The sequence below is a fragment of the Cytobacillus sp. Hm23 genome, assembly GCF_051842895.1.
In the GTDB taxonomy this organism is placed as follows: domain Bacteria; phylum Bacillota; class Bacilli; order Bacillales; family SM2101; genus Nanhaiella.
The window spans coordinates 31,333-56,803 of record NZ_JBPXRQ010000012.1; the positions used below are offsets into that span (position 1 = coordinate 31,333).

The window sequence follows — 25,471 nt, forward strand, 5'->3', positions numbered from 1 at the left end:
GGAATAAACACCTACACAACTAGAATTCAGTGCACCCTTTCTTCTATATAACGATGACTTACAATATAAAACAACTTTTTTTGTACTAATTATGTTAAAAATAGCAACAAAGTCTACGAAAAGAGTCTTAATATTAAATAACAATCATCTTGTTAACATACCACGATATTATTTTTTCACTAAAATAATAACTGATAATTGTTCCAAGCAAAATAAACGGGACAAACGGAATCGGGATTTTCCGATTTAGCCTGCTTAATAACATCCCCAATAATCCATACAAAGCACCAAATAATGTTGAACAAAAAAATGCTAACAACACCCCTTTAGAGCCAAGGACAATCCCTAGAAGACTAAACAGTTTAATATCTCCACCACCTAGCCCTCCTCTGCTTATTATTGAAATAAAGCTTAGTAAACAAAACGAAATAAGCGCGCCTATGATAGCATCCCACCAAGGTGTTAACGGTAGCAAAATACGTTCAATCACAAACACAACTGTGAAAAATAACAAGATTTTGTTTGGTATTAGCATGAAAGTAATGTCTGAAACAAAAAGGATCATCAACATCGAAATCATTGTCCAACAAACTAATAATTCCATCGACCAACCCAATATCAATGGGGAAATTGTGAAAAGAATTGCAGTCAATAATTCAACAAAAGGGTAAAGAGGTGAAATAGGTGATTTACATTTATGACATTTTCCTCTTTGAATGATAAATGAGAAGACAGGGATAAGCTCAAGTGACGTAAGCTGTTTCTTACAGTTAGGACAAGCCGAGCGAGGAGCAACAATCGACTCCCCCTTTGGAACACGTAGGCCAATAACATTGAAAAAAGAGCCGAGAATTAGTGATAATAAAAAAATATATAGATACACATATACCATATGATTAGCTCCATCTACATATATTTTGACCAGTTTCTTCTAAACTCATATGCTAAGCTGCAACGCATTATTTACAGCGGCTGGATGATTCTATTTGTATACTTTGTTGTTATTTACCGATAAATCTGAGCACAACAATTAGTTTTTTTTATTACTATCTTCATTTGATAGATCAATTGATACCATAATTACTACTTTTAAAATAAAGACCAATCAACAAAGCATCCATTATAAAATTTTCATTATAATGTAAACTATTGTGCAAGCGCAGCTACTTTATTTCTCCCTGCTTGCTTCGCACCTGTATACATTGCTCTATCAGCTGTACGAATGAGCTCTATCGGATTTTCTCCATCGTAAGGAGAGGTCGCAATTCCTATACTGGCAGTAATTTTAACTTGTTGGACTTTCTCATCAGATAAATTCCCAGTAATATGAAATGGTCTTGTTGCGATCTTTTTCCGAATGTCCTCCGCCAAAGAAAATGCTGATTGACGGTCATAGAGGGGTAATAGAATAATGAATTCTTCTCCTCCATAGCGTGCCACTGTTCCTTCATTCCCTACAACCTCTGTTAACAGCATAGCAGTATCACGAAGAATGTCATTTCCGCTTTGATGGCCATATGTATCATTCACCGCTTTAAAATGGTCTATATCAATTAAGATGATGGATAGCGTCTTGTACCAATCTTTTTTTGATAATACGTCCATTTCTTGACTTAATAAGCCTTCAAAATATTGATAGTTGTATATTTTCGTTAAACCATCATGTTCACTTTTATGCTTAGCTTCTTCGTAATGACGCGCATTTTCTATCGCTACAGCCAAATAAGATCCTAATAAATCTACTAGCATTAACTGATATTTTTTATATGCTCGTTTCTTATGGGAAGCTAAAACAATGACAGAAACAACAGTATGGTTTCGCACAACAGGGACAGCCATAACACTTTCTACCGTTACTGGTAAACAGCCATTCATAACCGATTTCCAGCTGTTACGAGAATGATAAATAACTGGTTTCTTAGAAGCCCAAACCTCTCCAGCAATCCCTTCATACTTTTGTAATGGAGGAATTGTGAGCTTTTTTTCCTCAGAACATTCATAATACCTAATTAAATTAAGAGTATCATCATTAACCACATCTAAAATATATGCTAAATCTACTGGAAACATCATCGTGAGCTTCTCTAAAAATAAATCTATTACTTGTTCCACTTCTAGCTGTTCTGCAAGTTGATGACCTATTTCACTAGCACGTTGTAAATAATTATTGACTTTTCGGCTTGAATTATAGAGTTGAATCATAGTTACGATACATATAAATGGTAAGCCTGTATAAATTAATGCATGTATACCTAGTTGTTCATATAATAAAAATAAAATAAGTCCAAAAGGGATAAGAAGGCAAGTGGTTATTACTTCCCATAGCATGTCTCGACTTAACAGTGACTTTTTTATTTTTCTTTCGTATTTCACATAATCAATTATTGCTAAAAACAGTTGGTTTGAAATAAAAATAGCTACTAAATAACCAATTATTGGTATAACCAACTGAGTTAAACTGACTATTTCATCACCATGGGTGCCTCCTAGGCTATAATATACTAAGCCTCCTATGATAGAAATTGATACGAACATGATTGAATTTAATGGGTAACGATATAAATCGCTTTTGCTAATACGTAACCTTAATAGAAGTACGACGATAGAAAGCTGCATTAACACCATCTCAACAAATAAGCCAAACGATAAAAACACAGCTAATAACACAGCTTGGCCAAAAAATATCGGCGTCTCATTAACAATGATAGGAAAAAAACAAACAATAATCATTAAGATTAAAAATAAAAGAATATCCTGAGCATTCTCATATAATAAAGGACTCGTATTTGAAAATACTAAGTATAAAACTAAAGGTGTATATATGGCCCAAAATACCCATAATATGTTTTTGAATTTCAAATATCGTCCTCCTCTACCACATATTTCATATTTACCAGTTTATTGTCTATATTTTACCAAATTTTCAGACAAAAGTCATATGTTATATGAAAATACTAGGATAAACATCCCAATATATGTAATCGTACTTCTGATATAAAATATAGTGAACCTGTGATAATAAGAACGTCATCTTTAGGCATGGAGTTTAGCTTTTCATTTATAACTACTTTCCAATCTTCCTCGTAATCCTTATTACTTCTACTACATTGCTCATACAATTCTCTTGCTGATAAAGACCTAGGAAAATCGAACGAAGTACATGTAAGTCGTTCAGCAATATCAGCTAAAGGGTTAAGCATATCTCCAATGTGTTTATCTGCTAATGCAGAAAATATGATATGTATCTTCTTATCGTTAAAGTGATCGTTAAGAGTTTCAGATAAGGCTTGAATTCCTTCTGGGTTATGTGCACCATCAATGATAACCACCGGTTCTGTCATAAGTGTTTCAAAACGACCAGCCCAAAATGCGTTCTTTATTCCATCACGAATATGTACTTCTTCTATGGTCATTGAAAAATGTGTTTTCAAATATACGGCTGCCATTATTGCTAGGGCCGCATTTTTCACTTGATGAGCACCTTTCATCTTAGAGTTGAGATCATTTATTGTTAAAAAAGGAGTTTTAATTGAGAATGATTCACCGCTTTTTGTCGATTGATAATTGGCAATAGTAAAATCAAGGTTATATTGATATACTTGAGAATTTGTAGACTGTGCTTTTGCTAAAATGACTTGTAAGGCTTCTTGCTGTTCAACCGAAGTAATCACTGGTGAGCCTGGCTTTATAATTCCACTTTTTTCATATGCAATTTCTTCAACCGTTTCGCCAAGAATGGCAGTATGATCAAATCCGATGTTCGTAATAATGGAAAATAATGGGTTAATAACATTCGTAGAATCTAACCTACCTCCTAGACCTGTTTCAAAGATTACGAGGTCAACTTCCTTTGTTTTTGCAAAGTAAACCAATGCCATTGCAGTGATTACTTCAAATTCGGTTGGCGAACCTAACTCAGTATGTTCTAACTGTTCTGCTAACGGTTTAATCTCATTAACTAAACTGACAATTTCCTCATCATGAATTGGAACACCATTGATGCTAATACGTTCATTAAATTGTTCAATGTAAGGTGAAGTAAAAGTACCTATGTTGTAGCCTGCCTCTTGTAAAATTGTTCGCAAATAACATACCGTCGAACCTTTACCATTTGTCCCAGCAACATGAATTGTTTGAATATGTTGTTCAGGATGAGCCAAACGCTCCATCATCCACTCCATTCTTTTTAGTCCTGGCTTCATACCTAAACGAAGTCTTGAATGAATCCAATCTATAGCTTCCTTATATGTAATTACCATAAAACTCCTCCCAAATAAAAATTTAATTAACGTAAAGCTCTTGCTTCTCTAAGCTTCCCTGACAAAAACCACAACTCGCGTGATCTATTAAAAGCTTATTTTAACGGCTAAATCATATCTAGGATTGTTGCATCTAGATTATAGAAAAGTGCAGCTCTTTGATTATCCTTCGCAAACACTGCAGCTTTGTTATATTAAAAAACACGAACCCTCTCAGGTTCGTGTTATATTTTAGTCTATTCATCATTCATTTGTCTACAAATGAATTTTGAATAATCCTTGGTAAAATGCCCCTCATTCATCATGCCTTTCACATGAGTCCGATCTTTATTAATGATTATCCTTTCAGTTCGGCGATACGAGCACGAACCGTTTCACGCTTTTCAACATAATCCTGTTCTTTAGCACGTTCTTCAGCAATTACTTTTTCTGGAGCTTTGTTGACGAAACCTTCATTACTTAATTTCTTTTGAACGCGATCTACTTCTTTATTCAACTTTTCCATTTCTTTTTGTAGACGTTGCACTTCTTCTTCGATATTAATTAAACCTTCTAGTGGTAGAATTAATTCTGCACCAGTTACTACAGCTGTCATAGACTTTGCAGGTGGTTGTAATCCTACACCGATCATTAATTCACTTGGATTACAGAATCTATCGATATATGAACGATTGTCTTCTAGACGAGTAGCTACATTCTCATCTTTTGCATTAATGTGGAGCTTAATCTTCTTACTCATTGGTGTATTCACTTCAGCTCGAACATTGCGGACTGATCGAATAATATCAACGAGTAAGCGCATATCATTTGCAGCTTGTTCGTTTGAAAGTTCTGAACGAACCTGCGGCCACTTAGCAACTGTTATTGAGTTACCTTCATGAGGTAGATTTTGCCAAATTTCCTCGGTAATAAAAGGCATGAACGGATGTAATAAGCGTAGAGTATTATCTAATACATATGCCAATACACCTCGTGTCGTTTTCTTTGCCTTGACATCATCCCCATATAATGGGAGCTTAGCCATTTCTATATACCAATCACAGAAATCATCCCAAATGAAATTGTATAACACACGACCAACTTCACCAAATTCATATTTATCTGCTAAAGTAGTAACCTTTTCAATTGTCTCATTAAGTCTTGTTAATATCCATTGATCTGCTACCGACTTCTCTCCTGTTAAGTCTATTTCTTCATACTTAAGGCCATCTAAATTCATTATTACGAATCGCGATGCATTCCATATTTTATTAGCAAAGTTCCAAGTAGCCTCAACCTTCTCCGTGCTATAACGTAAATCTTGACCTGGAGAGCTACCTGTCGCCAAGAAATAACGTAAGGAATCAGCACCATATTGGTCGATGACATCCATTGGATCTACGCCATTTCCTAAAGATTTACTCATTTTTCTTCCATCTGAAGCACGTACAAGTCCATGTATTAATACATCATCAAAAGGACGTTTCTCAGTAAACTCGAGAGCTTGGAAAATCATTCTTGACACCCAGAAGAAAATAATATCATAACCAGTAACGAGAACATTCGATGGGTAATAACGATTGTAATCCAATGAAGATTCATCAGGCCATCCCATCGTTGAAAACGGCCAAAGTGCTGAGCTGAACCAAGTATCTAATACATCATTGTCTTGTTCCCAGTTTTCAACATCAGCTGGTGGTTCATGATCTACATAAACTTCACCTGTCTCCTTATGGTACCAAGCAGGAATACGGTGTCCCCACCACAATTGACGAGAAATGCACCAATCACGAATATTTTCCATCCAGCGTAAATACGTTTTTTCAAAGCGATCAGGGACAAAATTCACCTTATCACCTGTTTGCTGTAACTTAATCGCTTCATCAGCTAATGGCTGCATTTTCACAAACCATTGTGTTGACAAATACGGCTCAACTACAGCCCCACTTCGTTCGCTATGACCTACTGAATGCATATGCTCCTCAATTTTAAAGAGCACTCCTTGCTCTTCTAAATCTTTCACAATTTGCTTACGGCATTCGAAGCGATCCATCCCTTGGTATTTACCAGCATTTTCATTCATCGTTCCGTCTTCATTCATTACAAGAACTCTTTCAAGGTTATGACGGTTGCCAATTTCAAAGTCATTTGGATCATGGGCTGGTGTAATTTTTACCGCTCCAGATCCGAACTCCATATCAACATAGTCATCACCTACGATTTTCAGTTCTCTTCCTATTATTGGTAATTTAGCTGTTTTTCCAATCAAATGCTTATAGCGCTCATCCTTTGGATGAACTGCTATAGCAGTATCTCCAAGCATCGTCTCAGGACGAGTTGTAGCAATTTCGATATACCCTGAACCGTCCGTTAGTGGATAACGCATATGATAAAATGCACCTTGCACATCTTTATGAATCACTTCAATGTCTGACAAGGCTGTCTTCGTTTGTGGATCCCAGTTAATGATATATTCTCCACGATAAATAAGACCTTTTTTGTACAATGTTACGAAAACTTCACGAACAGCTTTAGAAAGCCCTTCATCAAGTGTAAAACGCTCGCGTGAATAATCTAGACCTAAGCCAAGCTTTGACCACTGCTGACGAATATGACTAGCGTACTCCTCTTTCCACTTCCACGTTTCCTCAACAAATTTTTCTCTTCCTAAATCATATCTAGATGTTCCTTGTTCACGAAGCTTAGCTTCAACCTTTGCTTGAGTAGCAATACCCGCGTGATCCATTCCAGGTAACCAAAGAACATCAAACCCTTGCATACGCTTCATACGCGTCAATATATCTTGTAATGTTGTATCCCAAGCATGACCTAAATGTAGCTTACCTGTTACATTTGGTGGGGGTATCACAATTGTATAAGGTTCTTTTTCACTATCTCCAGTTGCCTCAAAATACTTTCCTTCCAGCCAAAACTTATAACGATCTTTTTCAACTTTATTTGGATCGTATTTTGTCGATAGCATTTGTTCATTTGTTTCCATGTTAGTTCCTCCTGACTAATAACTTAAAGCTCTTGTCATAAATTTAGTTTAAGAAAATTAAAATAGCAACGTTCGAAAAACGCCAATCAATGCGAAAAGCAGCCTATCTAAAAAATAAAAACTCCTCCATCCAAAAAAGGACGAAAGGAGTTTATTTTCCGCGGTACCACCTTAATTCTTAAACTACATTATTACACAATGAAGTTTAAGCGCTTATACAATAACGGTTGCATCCGGCTTCTTCTAATTGACACATCGATCTTTCAAAGAAGCAGCTTAAGGGTGACTTTCTAATAATAGCGATCCTAAGAAATTTCTCAGCTATAAATTTCTCTCTCTGAAGGAGCTATCTATTGTACTCTTCCCTGTCTACGCTTTTAGATATTGTTCAATTATCTTGAACGCATCTCTTATATGTTTGTCAATAGTATCATATTTATATTCTATATACTACCGAAAAATTGTTTTTGTCGTCAATCATCTTAGCCAAATTTTTTTAAAGTTATTCATTAGTGAGCTAATTAGATGGGTGAATGCACTATTTCATTGATGATGGCATACTTTAATATATGTTTAGTTTCGAGCATTTTATTGTAAAGGCTGTTTTCCAATGAGGTGTTTATAGTCTTAAAATAAACCTCTAATTGTACCAAGCATTTTCCCTTCTTTTGCAATTTCAAAAAACCTCACCTATTCGAAAGGCTCTTTTCATAAATTTTGTTAATATTTTCAAAACCTCTTATAAATTCTAGCACTATTCAGTCCATGAAGTTCTAGTTGTTTGCATAGTGATATGGTAGTACGAAAAACAACTATTAATTCGAAAACAGCCATAAGAAAAGTGCATATGTGAAAATCACTAGCTTATTTAATTGTAAGGAGGCTAGCTATGAGACGGAAATACACACCTTTTTCTCTCCCACCATGGGCGCGTCAGCTTCGCGATATTTGTGGACAAATGATCATTCCTATTGCAGTCTTTCAATTACTTCGTACCATCTTTTTTCCGACTACGTTTGATGTGTTTATACTTGCTTTATTAGTCGTTATTGCAGTAGCATTTGAATTTAATTGGATTTAAAAAATCCCATACACAACATATGAAATGTTATATATGGGATTCTTTTTATTCATTATTAGGCATTTGTTCTTCACCAATTAACTGCATAATAACAAACTCAATGTTTTTCATTTGCCAATATGCCCGTAGTAATTGTTCAGTACCCTGAAGCTCATTGTTATTTGTTGTACGTGATAAATGTTTGCGAACAATATTATATAATTGTTCAGGATATGAACCGTAACTATATAGCAAAAAACGTTCTTCTTCCTTTAATGAGTTAAATTGTTGATAATGCTGAATCCACTCGACACATTCATGGTTATTCACCGGGTACGTTCGTAATGTACGGTGTAGTAATGTAACTAAATCATATACGGGAGAAGCGATAGACGACCTTTCAAAGTTAATAAAGTAACCTTTCCCTTTTTCGTTGCTTACGACGTGTTGAGGTGAAACATTTCCATGTATGATTGAAACACGAGAATGCTTTTTTTGTTTCATCTTTTCAAACCATTGATCTAGATTTCGTTCAGCAAAATGAATAGCTTGCATGATTTCGTGAAAATACGTAACAAACTGCAATTCAAATGGTGACATATACCATTTACTTTCACACACTTCCATATACCTTTCCAAAAAGACCCTTTGCGTTCTCCATGATTCTTTTATATCATTATATGATTTTGCTATTTGATTATCTGTATACGTAATGTCCTTCGATGTCATATAATGAAGTCTCGCTAATTCTCGAATCATTTGCTGAAAGAAACCTTGACGATTTTCATGTTCAAACCATGGCATTAAATAAAAACAATTATTGTCGAAGTGTACAAGAAAGTTTCCATTGTTAGTTCGATAAATAGGAATAATATTCGTAAATCCACGTTCGAATAAAGATTGCATTGTCTTAATAAATGAACCGTCTTTATATTTACCATCCAATCTCTTCAATGCAAACGTTCCTGACTTGGAATATACTTTGACAAGCTTCTTTCCAATCTGCTCAACATTATCGGGTATTATTCCATAATTAGCTAGAATAGGACTATGATAATTTAATACTTTTACTGTTTTATCATGACCCTCATTTTTCGTAGTCATGTTAATTATTAAACTTTGCTATTGATGTAGATAGGTATATATAATATTTGGCCTTCATAAATGTCATGTTCTTGTTCGAGATGATTTACTCGCAAAAGCTGTTGAACAGATACATCATATCTTTCTGATATGGAATGTACGGAATCACCTTGTTGAACAAAACACATTTTCACTTGTGAAAAATCTCCTTCGTGCTCCTCTTTGCCAAAGATCTTAGTTAAATATAGTGCATTTTCATCACGTATTGCTTCAGATTCGTCCCCTACCATCGCTTCTTCTCTGACCTTTATTTCCTTTGTTTGAACCTCAGCACGTTCTTCACTGTGCCTTTCAAAGTTTAATACTAAATCAGTTTCTTCTCTACCTTTTAATTCAACCTGTGGACTATATACGTCTATATTTGGCACATTACTTTCAGCACTTTCTGCTGAATCTAAAACATCTTCTTCCACTTGTTTTCTGACTTCAACTTCGAATGGATCATACAAGTCTTCTTCAATTCCAACTTGAACCACATCTTCTCCATCATTTACATGTCCAACTGAATCGACTTCATTTACTTCCACCCGTTCGATCCCGTCCTGTCCCTCATCATGCTCAATGATTTCCTCATAATACTCACTTTCTCTTATAACCTCAGATTGGTGATGATCATATATTCCACTTATAGAAAGGTCTGCAAACACTTCTAAACATCTTGTTTGAGGAATTTCATAATCAAATGAATTTATTGAAATATACACGTCATCCATACGATCAATTCGAGTCTTCGGAATTGTTATATCAACAGGAAAAACATGCTTTAGCTCACTTACGCCATCTTCTCGTGTAATAACAGTATTAACAACCCTCCCAGGAAACGCTCTGACGTCTTCATGTACAGCATTTTCATCTATTCTGTATTCACCTGATAGCTGAAGCGAACCACGAATAGTAATATATTGATCATGCTCTTCGATCATAATATCAGGATCTAAAGAAATTGATAAAAGTTCAGAGACTTCCTGTCCCTTTTGAAACCAAACCGACTCTTCAATTGAAAATCGCAGCGACGATTGCTCTTCTTGTGTCACCTTACTCCTCCTTTCAAACAAGTACCATTTTTACTATGACATTACAGATTTATGAATGAAATTGATCATTTATGTATAAAACGTTGATAAAACATGAAAAAGGTGTAGATAAAGTTGATGATACACTTTATCTACACCTTATTTTTCTATGTTCATTTACTTACGATTTAAGCTTTGAAAAAGCAATTTCCGCACTGTGAATTGTATGTTGAATATCTTCATGCGTATGTGCAGTTGATAAGAATAGTCCTTCAAACTGAGATGGTGGCAAAAAGACACCTTGTTCAGACATAGCTTTATAAAATGTTGCAAAATAAGCTAAATTAGATTTTTTTGCCATTTCATAATTTGATACTTGTTCATCTGTAAAGAAGAAGCCGATCATTGAACCAGCGCGATTGATTGTATGTGGAATTTCATATTTACGCGCTGCTGCTGAAAGACCTTCCTCTAAAAGGTCTGCTTTTTGTTCAAATTGTGCATATGATTCTGGTGTTAACTGGATCAATGTTTCATAACCAGCTGTCATTGCAAGTGGGTTACCAGAAAGGGTACCTGCTTGATAAATTGGTCCACTCGGAGCAATTTGATTCATTATTTCCGCTTTTCCACCGTATGCACCTACTGGAAGACCACCGCCAATAACTTTTCCTAGGCATGTTATATCTGGGGTAACACCAAAATACCCTTGTGCACAATTATATGCAACCCTAAATCCTGTCATAACTTCATCAAAGATTAATAATGAACCATATTCTTCAGTAATTTCCCTTAGTCCTTCTAGAAAGCCCTCCTGAGGTGGTACAACCCCCATATTACCAGCAACTGGTTCAACGATCACACCAGCAATATCTTCACCAAATTGCTCAAAAGCATATTTGACACTATTGAGATCATTATAAGGAACTGTAATAGTATTTTTCGCAACACCCTCTGGCACACCAGGACTGTCAGGTAAGCCGAGTGTCGCAACTCCTGATCCAGCCTTAATTAATAATGAATCTCCGTGTCCATGATAACAACCTTCAAATTTCATTATTTTATTGCGAGAAGTATAACCTCGGGCTAAACGAAGAGCACTCATTGTTGCCTCTGTACCTGAGCTAACCATTCTAATTACTTCAATGGATGGTACGCGCTCAATAACAAGCTGGGCAAGATCATTTTCGATTAATGATGGTGCTCCAAAGCTTGTGCCATCTTCAGTTACTTTTTTAATTGCTTCTACCACTCTTTCATTTGCATGTCCATGAATAAGTGGTCCCCACGACAAAACATAATCTATATATTCATTTCCATCAATATCGTATATTTTTGATCCTTTACCTTTTTTCATAAAGATCGGATTCATATCAACAGATTTAAATGCACGAACAGGACTATTCACTCCACCTGGCATAAGTTGTTGTGCTTTTTCAAATGCTTCAATTGACTTTTGATAGCTTCGCATAATTAGCCACCTTCCTATAAATTATCAATGGAGTTACTCAGAGGTTGTAGAGTATCTACATTCCCTGACTTTTAAGTTTCTTAACATGTTTACTTCTCAGTTAACCAACGGGCTGCATCTTTAGCAAAGTAGGTTATGATTAGATCAACTCCAGCTCGCTTCATACTAGTCAATTTTTCTAAAACGACCTCTTGTTCATTCAACCAACCATTTTGTGCTGCTGCTTTAATCATCGAATATTCACCGCTTACGTTATAAGCTACAATTGGGATGTTAATATTGTTTTGCATATCTCTAATGATGTCTAAATATGAAAGAGCTGGTTTGACAATGAGAAAGTCAGCTCCTTCTTCTACGTCAGATTGAGCTTCACGAAGTGCTTCCAAACGGTTTGCTGGGTCCATTTGATATGTTTTACGATCCCCAAACTGTGGAGCACCATGAGCTGCATCTCTAAAAGGGCCATAAAAAGCAGATGCATACTTTACACCATAAGACATAATTGGAATATACTCAAAGCCCGCTTCATCTAAGCCTTGACGAATTGCTGCTACAAAACCATCCATCATATTAGAAGGAGCAATAATATCAGCCCCGGCTTTTGCCTGGCTTATCGCTGTTTTCACGAGTAAATTTAATGACGGGTCATTCAAAACTTGTCCATCTTGGATAATTCCGCAATGCCCATGATCTGTATATTGACAGAGGCATGTATCAGCTATAACGACAAGTTCAGGAAAAGATGCTTTAAGTTGTCGTATAGCATCTTGAACAATTCCGTGGTCATGATATGCTTGAGAGCCAACATCATCTTTCTCATTAGGTACCCCGAAGACAATGACAGATGGTACCCCAAGTTCAACAATTTCGGCTACTTCTTCATTAAGACGATCAAGTGAATATTGATAAACGCCAGGCATGGATGAAACAGGGTTTTTCTGGTTCTCCCCTTCTACCACAAATAGAGGATAAATGAAATCTTCAACGTGTAAATGTGTCTCTCGTACCATTCTTCGGACATTAGCTGTTTGACGTAGCCTACGATAACGGGAAAAATTAATATCTTTCATGTAACAAATCCTTCCTTTCATATACTCACATGATTTTCACAAAAGTCCGAGTTAAATAAATTTGCTTATCACTTAAAAATGTTATTCTATGGCTCTTTTCGTAAACTTTGTTGCTATTGTTATCCAATTAGTACCAAAAAAAATGCTTTAACATGGTTAGTCATTGTTGTACAGAAGAATAGATACCACGAACTCTAGTTGTGTACGTGTTTGGCTCTTAGTACGAAAAGCAACAATTAATGCGAAAACAGCCTATTCTAATTAATTTGACACTCGGTTATAATACAGAACAAGCTCTTGCAGCATACTATCAAGCGTATACTCTTTTGGACATATATGCACGGTTATACCAAGTTTAGTTGCTGCTTCTTTCGTAATTGGACCGATACAAGCGACTATACAGCCCCCGATGTAATGGTCTATTGAATGCCCATTTAATAATGATACAAAGTTTTTGACAGCTGAGGAACTCGCAAATGTTATGACATCTATGTCATCATTTGAGAGTAATTTAAATAAATTATGTTTACTCTGGCTGTTCTCAATTGTTAGATAAACGACCAAATCTGTTACATCATATCCGTTGCTAATTAACCGAGACTTAAACCTATCACGTGAAAGATTCCCTCGAACATTTAAAATTCGATCTCCCGAATTCAAATATGGATATAATGCCTCTAATAAACTTTCTTGTACAAACTGTTTTGGTACAACTGACGCTTCGTGTCCATACTGTTGTAATGCTTCTAAAGTTCTTTTTCCTACTACAGCAATCTGCGGAAATAATACGTTACATTCTAGCTGCTCCTTAAATTGTTGAAAAAAGAAATGTACGCCATTTACACTTGAGAAAATAAGCCATTGATATTCATGTAGCTCATTCACAATCATTTTGTTTTCATGTGTATAATTTGCAGGGATGATAGAAATTAATGGAATTTCTACAGCGATACCTCCAAGTTCTACAATTTTCTCAGCAAAGCCTTTTGCTTGCAGTTTACCTCTTGTCACAAGTATTTTTTTGTTATGAAGAGGTAACATATTATCCATTATTGATTAAGCTCCTCTTTCACTTGATCTATGAGGTTTTTGGCACCCATTTTCGTAAGCTTCATAGCAGCTAATATACCTACTTCTACTGGGTTTGTTCCGGTGATCGTTTCTTTAAAGATTGTTTCGCCATCAGGTGCTGCTACGAGTGCATGTAATACAATTTCATCATGTTGGTTAATTTGAGCATACCCCGCAATTGGAACTTGACAGCCACCTTCCATCTTATCAAGAAATGTACGCTCTGCTTCAGTAGTTCGGGAAGTTTCTTTATCATTTAATTTTGCCAGTTCAGTCAAAAGGTCCGTATCATCACTGCGACACTCAATTCCAAGTGCGCCCTGACCGACAGCAGGTAAACAACTTATCGGCTCAAGATATTCAGTTACTACATCATCTTTCCACCCCATACGTGCTAATCCTGCTGCTGCTAAGACAATCGCGTCATATTCGTTATTTTCTAATTTCCTTAAGCGAGTATCAATATTACCTCGAATCCATTTAATCTCTATATCGGAGCGAAGTGCTAGCAGCTGTGCTGCTCTTCGTAAACTACTTGTTCCAATTATTGCTCCACTTGGAAGCTGTTCAAAAGGAATGTCATCTTTTGAAATTATGACATCTCTTGGGTCCTCACGTTTTGGAATACAGCCAATCGTTAAATGTTCTGGTAAAACAGCTGGCATATCCTTCATACTATGAACGGCCATATCAATTTCTTTATCTAGCATAGCTTGTTCGATTTCTTTAACAAACAACCCTTTTCCGCCAACCTTTGATAAGGTTACATCAAGAATTTTATCACCTTTTGTAACAATTTCTTTCACTTCAAACTCAAATGGAACGCCTAATTTCTTTAAAGTATCTATTACCCAATTAGTTTGAGTTAACGCTAATTTACTTTTACGAGAACCTACAATTATTTTTCGCATGATTTCCTCCTAAATCATTAGCAAAGTGGAAGCGGTTATATCTAATTCCAGCAACCACTATCGTTTTATTTAAAATGCAGTACTATTAATGAAATCTAGATAGACTTCCGAATAGAAAAAAATTAATAAGAAGTACTAAAAATGAAGCCACATTCCATGTCGCAAGCGTTTTCCCTTGTAAATTCCTACCCACACGCATATATAGATAAACCCCGTATACAATTAAAACCGTAAACGAGCCAAGGACTTTCACATCATACCAATGAAAATTAGGAATTTGGATATAAGCCCATATCAAGCCTAAAATTAACCCTAGTAGTAGCATTGGTACCCCAATTACATTTAACACATAAGACATATGATCCAATTTAGTGAGGTCTTCTATACGCAGCAATCGTTTTCCCCATCTCTTTTGTTTTAGCAAATTATATTGAATCAAATATAGTGTTGTAAATATAAAAGATAATGTAAATGCTCCATATGACAATATAGTCATTGTAATATGAATCACTAATAATTCTGACATGAGTTGCTCGGCGCCAGCGACAGATTGTTCATGATTAGGCGCGAATGTATGTAAGGCCATTACAAAAAAGCCTAGAACGTTCGTAAAAAAAACAATAAAGTCCACTCGTAACAGACGATTAATTACAAGTGATAACGTAATCAATACCCATGCATAAAAATAGAGTCCTTCAAAAAGCGTCAAAATGGGAAAGCGCCCTGTTTCGATCATTCTCAGAAACAAAAAAATTGTTTGTAAACACCAAACAATAGAAAGTAACCAGAAGGCAACTTTATTAGCCTTCCGGTTATTATGAAGAAAGTCAACAAAATATAGCAGTACACTTACTGCATATATACATACGGTAAACTCATATAGCCTTGTCAAATATATATCTATCATTTTCGTCTCCTCACTTATGAACTATGAAGAGATAGCTGTTTTGCAGTCGCAAGCTGTTGAACTTGCTGCTTGTCTAGCTCAACCTTTACCGCTTCTTCAATATTAAATATTTTCATAAAGAGCTGTAATGACTCTTCAGCATTATCTTCCGCTGCTATTTCTTTTGCTCCCAAGATTGGATCTTTTAGAAATTGATTAACAATGCTCTTTGTATGTTTATTAATTACTTTTCTTTCTCGTTCTGAAAGGTTCGGTAGTTTACGATCGATGCTTCTCATCGTTTCAGCTTGAACTTCAAGAGCACGTTGTCTAAGTGCAGAGATAACAGGTACAACCCCTAATGTATTAAGCCATTGTTTAAACATCACTATTTCTGACTCAATCATTAACTCAATTTGTATTGAAGCCTTTTCTCGCTCCGCTAAATTAGCTTGTACTATATCCTCTAAATCATCAATATCATATAGAAATACATTATCAAGCTCTGCAAGCTTTGGATCTAAATCGCGAGGAACAGCAATATCGACCATAAATATAGGTCTACCTTTTCTCATTTTTTTTACTTGTTCCATCATAGTTTTGTTTATAACATAACCCTTAGCTCCAGTCGAACTTATCATTATATCAGCTTCTACTAAAGCCTGCTGTATATCTTCTATTGACTTAGCTTGTCCAGAAAAGCGCTCGGCTAGGGATTCAGCTTTTTCCATCGTTCTATTAACTACCGTAACTTGTTTTACACCATTGCCATGAAGATTTTCGACTGCTAGTTCTCCCATCTTACCTGCACCTAAAATTAACACATGTTTATTTGTTAACTGACCAAAAATTTTCTTAGCAAGCTCAACTGCAGCATAGCTGATAGACATTGCATTTGAAGAAATTTCTGTTTCCGAATGGGCACGTTTTGCTAATGTGATAACTTGTTTAAATAACTGGTTGAAAATTGTGCCAGTCGTTTGCGCTTCCTGAGCTAATAAGAAGCTTGATCGAACCTGACCTAATATTTGTGTCTCACCTAAAACCATTGACTTTAAGCCACATGTGACATTAAATAGGTGCTCAATCGCACCATCACTTTCAAATATCGTTAAATACGGCGATACCTCATCTTTATCTAAATTAAACCAGTCTGCTAAAAAAGCTTTTATATAGTATCGACCTGTATGCAATTGATCAACAACAGCATAGACTTCAGTTCGATTACATGTTGAAATAATAACATTTTCTAATATACTCTTTTGCTTTTGCAAAGCTTTCATTGCCTCATGTAATCTATTTGCATCAAAAGTCAATTTTTCGCGAATTTCGACAGGTGCTGTTTTATAATTTACCCCAACAACGATGATATGCACTGTAACTTTGCACCCCCTAATATACCTATTCTCCCATATACATAAAACTATATCTATTATAACATGTATGAAATATTGTCATTTTTTTAAATGTGAACACAATATGAACATATGTTAAGATTAATTAAATACGTACTACATTGTGTAGAATATCAAAAACAGCTTTGTTTATCAAGTAAGCTCTATTAAATTCAAGGAGGTTTTCATGAAGAAACAGAGCATTTTTTCAAGTATAATCCTTATAGGGTTTGGGATTTATTTGCTCATTCAACAACTAAACATCAAAATAACTCCAGGTTTCTACACATGGCCTACTTGGCTGTTAATCATCGGAACAGCTTTGCTAGCTCACGCATACATAACTAAGCAATATAACAATATTTTACCTGGATTCATTTTATTTGGCTTTGGCATACACTTTCAAAATTTCTTTAATTTACCCTTTTGGCCAGATAATCATGTCATGCTATTATTTATTATATCCATAGGATTATTATTACAGTATACAAAATTAAAAACCGGATTGATTCAAGGGTTACTATTATTGTTTATAGCTCTATTGTTTCTATTTAATAACGAAATTATGAATTGGATTGGCAATCTCGAAAATACTACATCAAGCATATCAAGTTTCTGGCCATTCATTCTTATTGCTATCGGTTTATATATTCTATTTTTCAGAAAGGGCTAAGGCTAGACAATTAGAAAAGTGTAGGTGCATGTCCAATCATACAACACAAATTCTAAATGTATGTCTTCATACTGACTCTTCAGACAATCGCTAAAGTTCTTTCGCTTGATGGCACTTGTTGCTTATGGGTGAAAGGGCGAAGCGACCTTGAGGCATGAAGCTGACACTAGAAAAGCACAGGAGCCTCTTTTTTCCCTCAAACATATGCAATTCCGATTTAACAAGCTAATAATCAGACTCTCTTCTGTTGTGCTAGCAAAGGTATTATTCGAATGTTAAAACTTTCTACTAGCAAAGACGACATGAAATTCTAGTTGTATCGTGCTTATTTCTCAATACTACAAATATTGCATACTAAAACACACTATTATTAAACACAAAAAAGTAAGCAGAGTATAAAATTACCCTGCTTACCGTGACTATCATTACACAAACTTAATTACATAAACTTATTTAAAGCTGACCAGGCCTCTACTTTTCCTTTGCCTGTTTCAGATGAAAATAGTATTAACTGATCGTTAGGATCGAGTTGTAGGTCCTGACGAATAACTTTAGCATGTTTTTCCCATTTGCCCTTTGGTATCTTATCTGCCTTTGTTGCAATTACAATAGTAGGAATTTCATAATGCTTTAAAAAGTCATACATAATCACATCATCGTTGGAAGGTGGATGACGAAGATCTATCAATAAAATTACCGCACGTAATGGCTCACGTGTAGTAAGATACTTCTCGATCATTTTCCCCCATGCTTCCCGTTCCTTCTTAGACACTTTTGCATAGCCATATCCGGGTACATCAACAAAATATACTGATTCATTAAGCAAATAAAAGTTTAAAGTTTGTGTCTTACCTGGTTTTGATGATGTTCTAGCTAAATTTTTGCGATGGATCATTTTATTTATAAAGGAAGATTTACCAACATTTGATCTTCCTGCTAATGCAAATTCTGGAAACCTCTCCGCATTTGGATACTGCTCTGGCTTCACCGCACTAATAACTATTTCTGCATCTGTAACTTTCATATAGTATCTCCTAAAATCGCATGTTCCAAGACTTCATCTAAATGAGAAACGAGTATGAAGGTCAAATCATTCCTCACACTTTCTGGAATATCCTCAATATCTTTTTCATTATCTTTAGGAACAATAATTTTCCTTAAGCCAGCTCGATGAGCACTTAACGTTTTTTCTTTCAGGCCTCCTATAGGAAGCACTCTTCCACGAAGGGTAATTTCTCCAGTCATACCAACTTCTTTACTAACAGGATAATCCGTTAATGCAGAAATAAGTGCTGTTGCCATAGTAATTCCAGCTGATGGACCATCTTTAGGCACTGCACCTTCAGGGACATGGATGTGGATATCATTCTCTTCATGGAAATTAGGATCAATATGAAGCTCTTCTGCTCTAGATCGTATGTAACTGAATGCAGCTTGTGCTGATTCTTTCATTACATCACCAAGTTTCCCAGTTAAAACAAGCTTCCCCTTACCTGGAGAAAGTGAAACTTCTATTGATAACGTATCTCCTCCAACAGGAGTATATGCAAGCCCAGTTGCCACACCAACTTGGTCATCTATTTCAGCTTGGCCGTATCGGAATATTTTTTTTCCTAAAAATTCTTCAATATTTTTATCAGTAATAATTACTCTTTTGCGTTCTTCTGCAACAATTAACTTAGCTGCTTTTCTACATATTGTTGCTAGCTGACGTTCTAATCCACGGACGCCTGCTTCACGTGTGTAATACCTAATAACACTCTGTAATCCATCATCTCTAATTTGTAATACTGCTTTTTTCATACCATGTTCTTTCAACTGCTTAGGAAATAAATGGTCCTTTGCAATATGCAGTTTTTCAATTTCAGTATAACCAGCAATCGTTATTATTTCCATTCGATCTCGGAGCGGTCCTGGAATTGTAGATAAATCATTAGCAGTAGCAATAAATACTACATTAGATAGATCATATGGTTCTTCAATATAGTGGTCACTAAATGAATGATTTTGTTCTGGATCAAGTACTTCTAGCATTGCAGAAGATGGATCTCCACGAAAATCACTTGACATTTTATCAATTTCATCCAACAGAAATACCGGATTGATAGTTGATGCTTTTTTCATACCTTGAATAATTCTACCTGGCATCGCCCCTACATATGTTCTCCGGTGACCCCTAATCTCTGATTCATCACGGACACCACCAAGGGAAATACGGACAAAATTTCTATTTAACGATTTAGCTATAGACTTAGCCAGTGATGTCTTACCTACCCCTGGAGGGCCGGACAGGCATAAAATTGGACCTTTTAACGATTCGGTTAACTGTTGCACTGCTAAGTATTCAAGAACACGTTCTTTCACTTTTTCTAGACCGAAATGCTCATCGTTTAGGATCTTTTCAGCTTTTTTGACATTTAAACTATCCTCTGTAGAAACAGACCAAGGTAACATAATTAACCAATCAATATAATTTCTAATTACACCACTCTCAGCAGAGCTAACAGGTATTTTCTCATATCGATCTAGCTCTTTTAAAGCAGTTTCTTTTACTTGGTCAGGCATCCCAACTTCATGTATTTTACTTTTTAGTTTTTCAATTTCACCAGTTTTTCCTTCTTTATCTCCTAACTCTTTTTGTATTGCTTTCATTTGCTCACGGAGATAGTACTCTTTTTGCGTTCGTTCCATTGACCGTTTTACAGTTTGTCCTATTTTTTTCTCTAAGTTTAAAACTTCACGTTCATTATTAATGATAGTAATAACTTGATGAAGACGTTCTTTAAGATCTGTTGTTTCCAATATCTCTTGCTTCTCTTTAATCTTTAACGGTAAATGGGAAGCAATGATATCTGCCATTCTCCCTGGCTCTTCAATATCTGACACTGTCATAAACGTTTCTGCCGATATTTTTTTTGATAGTTTTATGTATTGCTCAAATAATTGTAGCATTGTCCTCATCAACGCTTCTTCTTCATTGCCTTTCACCTGCGGATCTTCATATGTATTAATTTTTGCAGAGTGATAAGTACCTTCATCATAATATGTCTCGATTTCAGCTCTACTAATCCCTTCTACTAAAACCCGAATTGTACCATTTGGCAACTTAAGCATTTGCTTAACATGGGTTAATGTCCCCATTTCGTACAGATCATCGATCGTTGGTTCTTCTATCGAAACATCTACTTGCGATGATAAGAAAATATGTCGGTCTTCCATCATTGCTTTTTCGAGCGCTTTCACAGATTTATCACGACCGACATCTAGATGCAATACCATTGTTGGATAGATTAATACTCCTCGGAGAGGCAGGAGGGGAACGATCATTTGTTTATTCTTACCCATCGGAAAAATACCTCCAATTATATAAAACACTAAATACTTGTATTGAACTATTGTATAGTACATTTTTTCCTTTGTAAAATAGAAACAACTATCACTACATTTATTGAAGGAGAGTTTTTTACTATTTGAAAAGCGCCACAGTTCAAAGAGTGTAACTTACAAGGCACTTTACCCTATGGCTCATTTCAAAATTCTACTGTTATTGTTACTAAATTTGAAAGGCTCTCTTTTCTTAAAATTTGTTGCTGGACAGCAACAAACAAATTAATGTAAGTGACTTTATTTAAAATGAGAAAAGATTTTATTTATACGTTTTTATTTCTTAAAAGCAACAATCAATGCGAAAACAGCCATATAAAAAATACGATAAGGTTTGTTAGAGAAGAAAAGTTACTTATTTACTAAATACTGAAACCAACCATTAATAAAACCTTTTCAAATAACGATCATTAAACTGATTCTTTTTCCTGTAGTTTTGCTGGAGATGATATGATTGATTCAGTATGATGAATCTTTGGCTTTATTAAAGCAATATCGAATACTTCATTTAGGTGATTGACAGGAATAATCTCAATTCCTTCTATGCCTTTTAAAAGCTTTTGCATATTTTCCGATGGTATGATCACCTTTTTTGCTCCTGCTTGTCTTGCAGCTTTCACCTTCGCAACAACACCACCAATTGGTTTAACATTACCGTGAATACTAATCTCCCCAGTCATCGCTACAGTTCTATCAACTTTCACTTTATTAATTGCAGAATAAATACCAGTCGCCATTGCAATCCCCGCAGAAGGACCATCAACTGGAAATCCGCCAGGAAAATTGACGTGTATATCAAAATCTGATGCAGGGACGCCCATAGAACGAAGAACAGTAATTACATTTTCAATAGACCCTTTAGCCATACTTTTTCGTCTAATTGATTTAGCCCTATCTCCAATACTTTCCTCTTCTGCAATACCTGTGATATTAATTGTACCTTGATCTTCTGCAGGAATAATCGTTACTTCAATTTCTAGTAACGCTCCAGTATTTGGCCCATATACAGCTAAGCCATTAACTAGACCTATCTTTGAATTAGCACAAATTTTCTTTTCATAACGTGGTACAAGCTGAGAGGACTCAATCACCCACTCTATATCCTCATCGTATATGCTCTCTCTTTCCTCAGAAATTGCAATCCCTGCAGCAACTTGAACCATATTGACTGCTTCACGACCATTCCTAGCATAATTTGATAAAATATCTAAACCTTTATCATCTATCTCCATTTGTACTTTCTGAGCGGCATTGCTAGCTACAACCTTAATTTCATCTTTATCTAACTCACGGAAAAACACCTCTAAACATCGAGAACGAATCGCAGGAGGTATTTCACTCGGTGTTCTAGTAGTCGCTCCAATTAACCGAAAATCTGCTGGTAAACCATTTTGAAAAATATCATGAATATGATTAGGAATTTGTGAATTTTCTTCACTATAATAAGCACTTTCCAAAAATACTTTTCGATCTTCAAGAACCTTTAGTAGCTTATTCATTTGAATAGGGTGAAGCTCTCCAATCTCATCAATAAAAAGCACACCACCATGGGCGTTCGTCACAGCACCTTGCTTTGGCTGCGGTATACCTGCTTGCCCCATGGCCCCCGCACCTTGATAAATTGGATCATGTACTGAGCCAATTAGTGGGTCAGCAATTCCCCTTTCATCAAAACGAGCAGTAGTAGCGTCAAGTTCAACAAAAACCGAAGATTGGTGAAATGGTGATTTAGAGCTTTTCTTTGCTTCTTCTAATACTAATCTAGCCGCAGCCGTCTTTCCTACACCAGGTGGGCCATATATAAGGACATGTTGAGGGTTTGGCCCACATAAAGCAGCCTTTAAAGAACGAATTCCATCTACTTGTCCGACAATTTCTTGAAAACTTGACGGCCGAACTTTCTCGGCTAATGGCTCAGTTAATGAAATAGAACGAAGTTTTCTCAAATGTTCCATTTCTTTACGTGATTCTTTATCAATTGATATTTTTTGAGTGCGTTGATTCCTTAATAAATTCCAAAAATATAGCCCAATAATTACACCAAAAAATAACTGGACGAGTAAGGCGATGCTAGTCCAACTCATATCAATTCCCTCCTGAACGTATGAATCCATCATTAATTGATAGTATCTCCGTGCAGAAGTTTGTATAAACACATTTTTTTCATACATTAAAATTAGTGGAAATAAGTCACTGACTACTTAACACCGGTAAATTAGCTTCCCACTTTCCTAAAATTATTATTGGAATAAACCCTAAAAACCTCTAAAGGTAAGTAATATCCTTTAGAGGTTATGTTTCCAAACAACTTTTAAGCTGATGTTTTTCGATCTTTTAACTCTGAACCATCATCAAGTATTAATTTTGGTGGAGTATTATGCATAACAGTATCTGCCGTTATAATACACTTTGATATGTCCTCTCTAGAAGGAAGCTCAAACATAACATCCAGCATAATACCTTCAATAATTGAACGTAGACCACGAGCTCCTGTTTTACGTTCAATTGCTTTTTTGGCGATTTCAATCAGAGCATCTTCTTCAAAATCTAACTCTACATTATCTAACTCAAGCATTTTCTGATACTGTTTCACGAGTGCATTTTTAGGTAATGTAAGGATTTTCACTAATGCATCTTCATCAAGTGGTTCTAAGCTTGCGATTACAGGTAATCGACCTATAAATTCTGGAATTAGTCCAAACTTCAGCAAATCTTCAGGTAGAACTTTTGATAACAGCTCCTTCTGATCATGCTCTTTTTGTTTCATGTCTGACCCAAAACCGATCACCTTTTTACCTAAACGGCGTTTTATAATTGGCTCAATGCCGTCAAAGGCACCACCACATATAAATAAAATATTTGTTGTATCAATTTGGATAAACTCTTGATGTGGATGCTTCCTTCCACCTTGAGGAGGAACGCTAGCAACAGTGCCTTCTAAAATTTTTAACAATGCCTGTTGCACGCCTTCTCCAGAAACATCACGAGTAATGGAAGGGTTTTCTGATTTACGAGCAACTTTATCTATCTCGTCAATATAAATGATACCCTTTTCAGCCTTTTCAACATCATAATCAGCTGCTTGTATTAACTTTAACAAAATATTTTCAACGTCTTCACCTACATATCCAGCCTCAGTAAGTGATGTAGCATCAGCAATAGCAAATGGTACATTTAAAATTCTTGCTAATGTTTCAGCTAGCAAGGTTTTACCAGATCCAGTTGGACCAATCATTGCGATGTTACTTTTTGAAAGTTCAACATCATCAATTTTACTATTTGAGTTAATTCGCTTGTAATGATTGTATACTGCTACTGCAAGGGATTTCTTTGCAGCATCTTGACCAATAACATACTCGTCAAGGATTTCGCGAATTGCAATTGGTTTCGGAACTTCTTTGAATTCTACTTCTTCTTCAGTCCCTAATTCCTCCTCCACTATTTCAGTGCATAATTCTATACATTCATCACATATATATACACCTGGACCGGCAACTAATTTACGAACCTGATCTTGTGTTTTTCCGCAAAACGAACATTTTAATTGTCCTTTTTCTTCGTTAAATTTAAATCCCATATTTTCACCCCTTATTTCATTTTTTCTTATGGAGGATGTTCAAAGCAACAGCGCCTTATCCTTCTATGTTCTTGTTATCCTCATATTACAATCAAAATTACCGATTTAAAAAAGTTATGTATTGCATTTTATCACAAATGTACTTGCTAACAAAAATAATGCGCTCAACACTATGTATAACAGCTGATCATCTTTATTAATACAACATTATAACTCATAAGGATAAATAATAACAGTAGAATGCACTGACCTATTTATCGTTTATGAATTAAGCAATTTTCTCATTAGTTGTTTTTTTCCTACTGAGAAATAAATACGCACACAACTAGTGTTCGTAGCTTCTTTTCTTCTGAAACATGATGACTAACATAACATCTAGAGCCATTTTTTATGGGGCTAAATTGGTGAGAATAGCACCAAATTTTACAAAAAGAGCCTTTTTTTAAAACGAGCTCTTCTAACTTTTGATCATTAGCAACTTGGTTAGATAAGAGCCATTAATAATTACTTTACCCATACTCATTTAAAAAAAATAACATTATTGTTAGCAATACATGGAAAAACAAGACGCCTGCAATA

General features: G+C 35.5%; 18 protein-coding genes and 1 other annotated feature. Of the genes, 2 read left to right on the top strand and 16 right to left on the bottom strand.

All coding sequences use genetic code 11. The features are described from left to right. Nucleotides 1-133: 133 nt before the first annotated feature. From ACSVDA_RS09765 to ACSVDA_RS09780, 4 genes are all read right to left on the bottom strand, one after another. Nucleotides 134-892, bottom strand: coding sequence for a prepilin peptidase (locus tag ACSVDA_RS09765; protein ID WP_485882775.1), 759 nt, complete (start codon nt 890-892; stop codon nt 134-136). A 254-nt stretch (nt 893-1,146) separates the two neighbouring features. Next, a complete protein-coding gene (locus ACSVDA_RS09770; RefSeq protein ID WP_485882777.1) occupies nt 1,147-2,859 on the bottom strand; it encodes a sensor domain-containing diguanylate cyclase in 1,713 nt (570 codons plus the stop codon). Nucleotides 2,860-2,954: 95 nt separating this feature from the next. Then, the gene (locus ACSVDA_RS09775) at nt 2,955-4,259 is read right to left on the bottom strand and encodes a bifunctional folylpolyglutamate synthase/dihydrofolate synthase (RefSeq protein ID WP_485882779.1); all 1,305 of its coding nucleotides are present in this window, start codon (nt 4,257-4,259) and stop codon (nt 2,955-2,957) included. Between the two features lie 337 nt (nt 4,260-4,596). Then, nucleotides 4,597-7,221 (bottom strand): valine--tRNA ligase, encoded by a 2,625-nt coding sequence (locus tag ACSVDA_RS09780; RefSeq protein WP_485882907.1) that lies wholly within the window; start codon nt 7,219-7,221, stop codon nt 4,597-4,599. 151 nt (nt 7,222-7,372) lie between these two features. Continuing rightward, nucleotides 7,373-7,620, bottom strand: a binding site (T-box leader). Nucleotides 7,621-8,128: 508 nt separating this feature from the next. Here ACSVDA_RS09780 and ACSVDA_RS09785 point away from each other — a divergent pair. Next, the gene (locus ACSVDA_RS09785; protein ID WP_214481483.1) at nt 8,129-8,320 is read left to right on the top strand and encodes a hypothetical protein; all 192 of its coding nucleotides are present in this window, start codon (nt 8,129-8,131) and stop codon (nt 8,318-8,320) included. Nucleotides 8,321-8,365: 45 nt separating this feature from the next. On the opposite strand, the gene ysxE is transcribed toward ACSVDA_RS09785, so the two are convergent. The 8 genes from ysxE to hemA form a co-directional block, all read right to left on the bottom strand. Further along, nucleotides 8,366-9,403: a spore coat protein YsxE gene (gene ysxE / locus ACSVDA_RS09790; protein ID WP_485882781.1), complete on the bottom strand. Its 1,038-nt coding sequence runs from the start codon at nt 9,401-9,403 to the stop codon at nt 8,366-8,368. Between the two features lie 8 nt (nt 9,404-9,411). Then, a complete protein-coding gene (gene spoVID, locus ACSVDA_RS09795; protein WP_485882783.1) occupies nt 9,412-10,476 on the bottom strand; it encodes a stage VI sporulation protein D in 1,065 nt (354 codons plus the stop codon). Nucleotides 10,477-10,636: 160 nt separating this feature from the next. Continuing rightward, nucleotides 10,637-11,926 (bottom strand): glutamate-1-semialdehyde 2,1-aminomutase, encoded by a 1,290-nt coding sequence (gene hemL, locus ACSVDA_RS09800; protein ID WP_485882785.1) that lies wholly within the window; start codon nt 11,924-11,926, stop codon nt 10,637-10,639. Nucleotides 11,927-12,015: 89 nt separating this feature from the next. After that, nucleotides 12,016-12,996: a porphobilinogen synthase gene (gene hemB, locus ACSVDA_RS09805; protein ID WP_485882787.1), complete on the bottom strand. Its 981-nt coding sequence runs from the start codon at nt 12,994-12,996 to the stop codon at nt 12,016-12,018. Nucleotides 12,997-13,257: 261 nt separating this feature from the next. After that, nucleotides 13,258-14,046: a uroporphyrinogen-III synthase gene (locus ACSVDA_RS09810; protein ID WP_485882789.1), complete on the bottom strand. Its 789-nt coding sequence runs from the start codon at nt 14,044-14,046 to the stop codon at nt 13,258-13,260. Then, a complete protein-coding gene (hemC, locus tag ACSVDA_RS09815; RefSeq protein ID WP_485882791.1) occupies nt 14,046-14,978 on the bottom strand; it encodes a hydroxymethylbilane synthase in 933 nt (310 codons plus the stop codon). Before hemC ends, ACSVDA_RS09810 begins: the two co-directional genes overlap by 1 nt. An 85-nt stretch (nt 14,979-15,063) precedes the next feature. Next, on the bottom strand, nt 15,064-15,885 hold the full coding sequence (locus ACSVDA_RS09820) for a cytochrome C assembly family protein (RefSeq protein ID WP_485882793.1): 822 nt from the start codon (nt 15,883-15,885) through the stop codon (nt 15,064-15,066). A 14-nt stretch (nt 15,886-15,899) separates the two neighbouring features. Then, nucleotides 15,900-17,240: a glutamyl-tRNA reductase gene (gene hemA / locus ACSVDA_RS09825; protein WP_485882795.1), complete on the bottom strand. Its 1,341-nt coding sequence runs from the start codon at nt 17,238-17,240 to the stop codon at nt 15,900-15,902. Between the two features lie 205 nt (nt 17,241-17,445). Between hemA and ACSVDA_RS09830 the strand changes: the two genes are divergently transcribed. Continuing rightward, nucleotides 17,446-17,931 (top strand): hypothetical protein, encoded by a 486-nt coding sequence (locus ACSVDA_RS09830; protein WP_485882797.1) that lies wholly within the window; start codon nt 17,446-17,448, stop codon nt 17,929-17,931. A gap of 439 nt (nt 17,932-18,370) precedes the next feature. On the opposite strand, the gene yihA is transcribed toward ACSVDA_RS09830, so the two are convergent. The 4 genes from yihA to clpX form a co-directional block, all read right to left on the bottom strand. Next, complete coding sequence (yihA, locus tag ACSVDA_RS09835; RefSeq protein WP_320207733.1) at nt 18,371-18,955, bottom strand: ribosome biogenesis GTP-binding protein YihA/YsxC; 585 nt, start codon at nt 18,953-18,955, stop codon at nt 18,371-18,373. Further along, complete coding sequence (lon, locus tag ACSVDA_RS09840; protein WP_320207732.1) at nt 18,952-21,276, bottom strand: endopeptidase La; 2,325 nt, start codon at nt 21,274-21,276, stop codon at nt 18,952-18,954. The genes yihA and lon overlap by 4 nt, the downstream gene beginning before the upstream one ends. 449 nt (nt 21,277-21,725) lie before the next feature. Then, nucleotides 21,726-23,399, bottom strand: coding sequence for an ATP-dependent protease LonB (gene lonB / locus ACSVDA_RS09845; protein ID WP_485882799.1), 1,674 nt, complete (start codon nt 23,397-23,399; stop codon nt 21,726-21,728). 227 nt (nt 23,400-23,626) lie between these two features. Next, nucleotides 23,627-24,892, bottom strand: a complete 1,266-nt coding sequence (clpX, locus tag ACSVDA_RS09850; protein WP_485882801.1) for an ATP-dependent protease ATP-binding subunit ClpX — start codon at nt 24,890-24,892, stop codon at nt 23,627-23,629. Nucleotides 24,893-25,471: the final 579 nt, after the last annotated feature.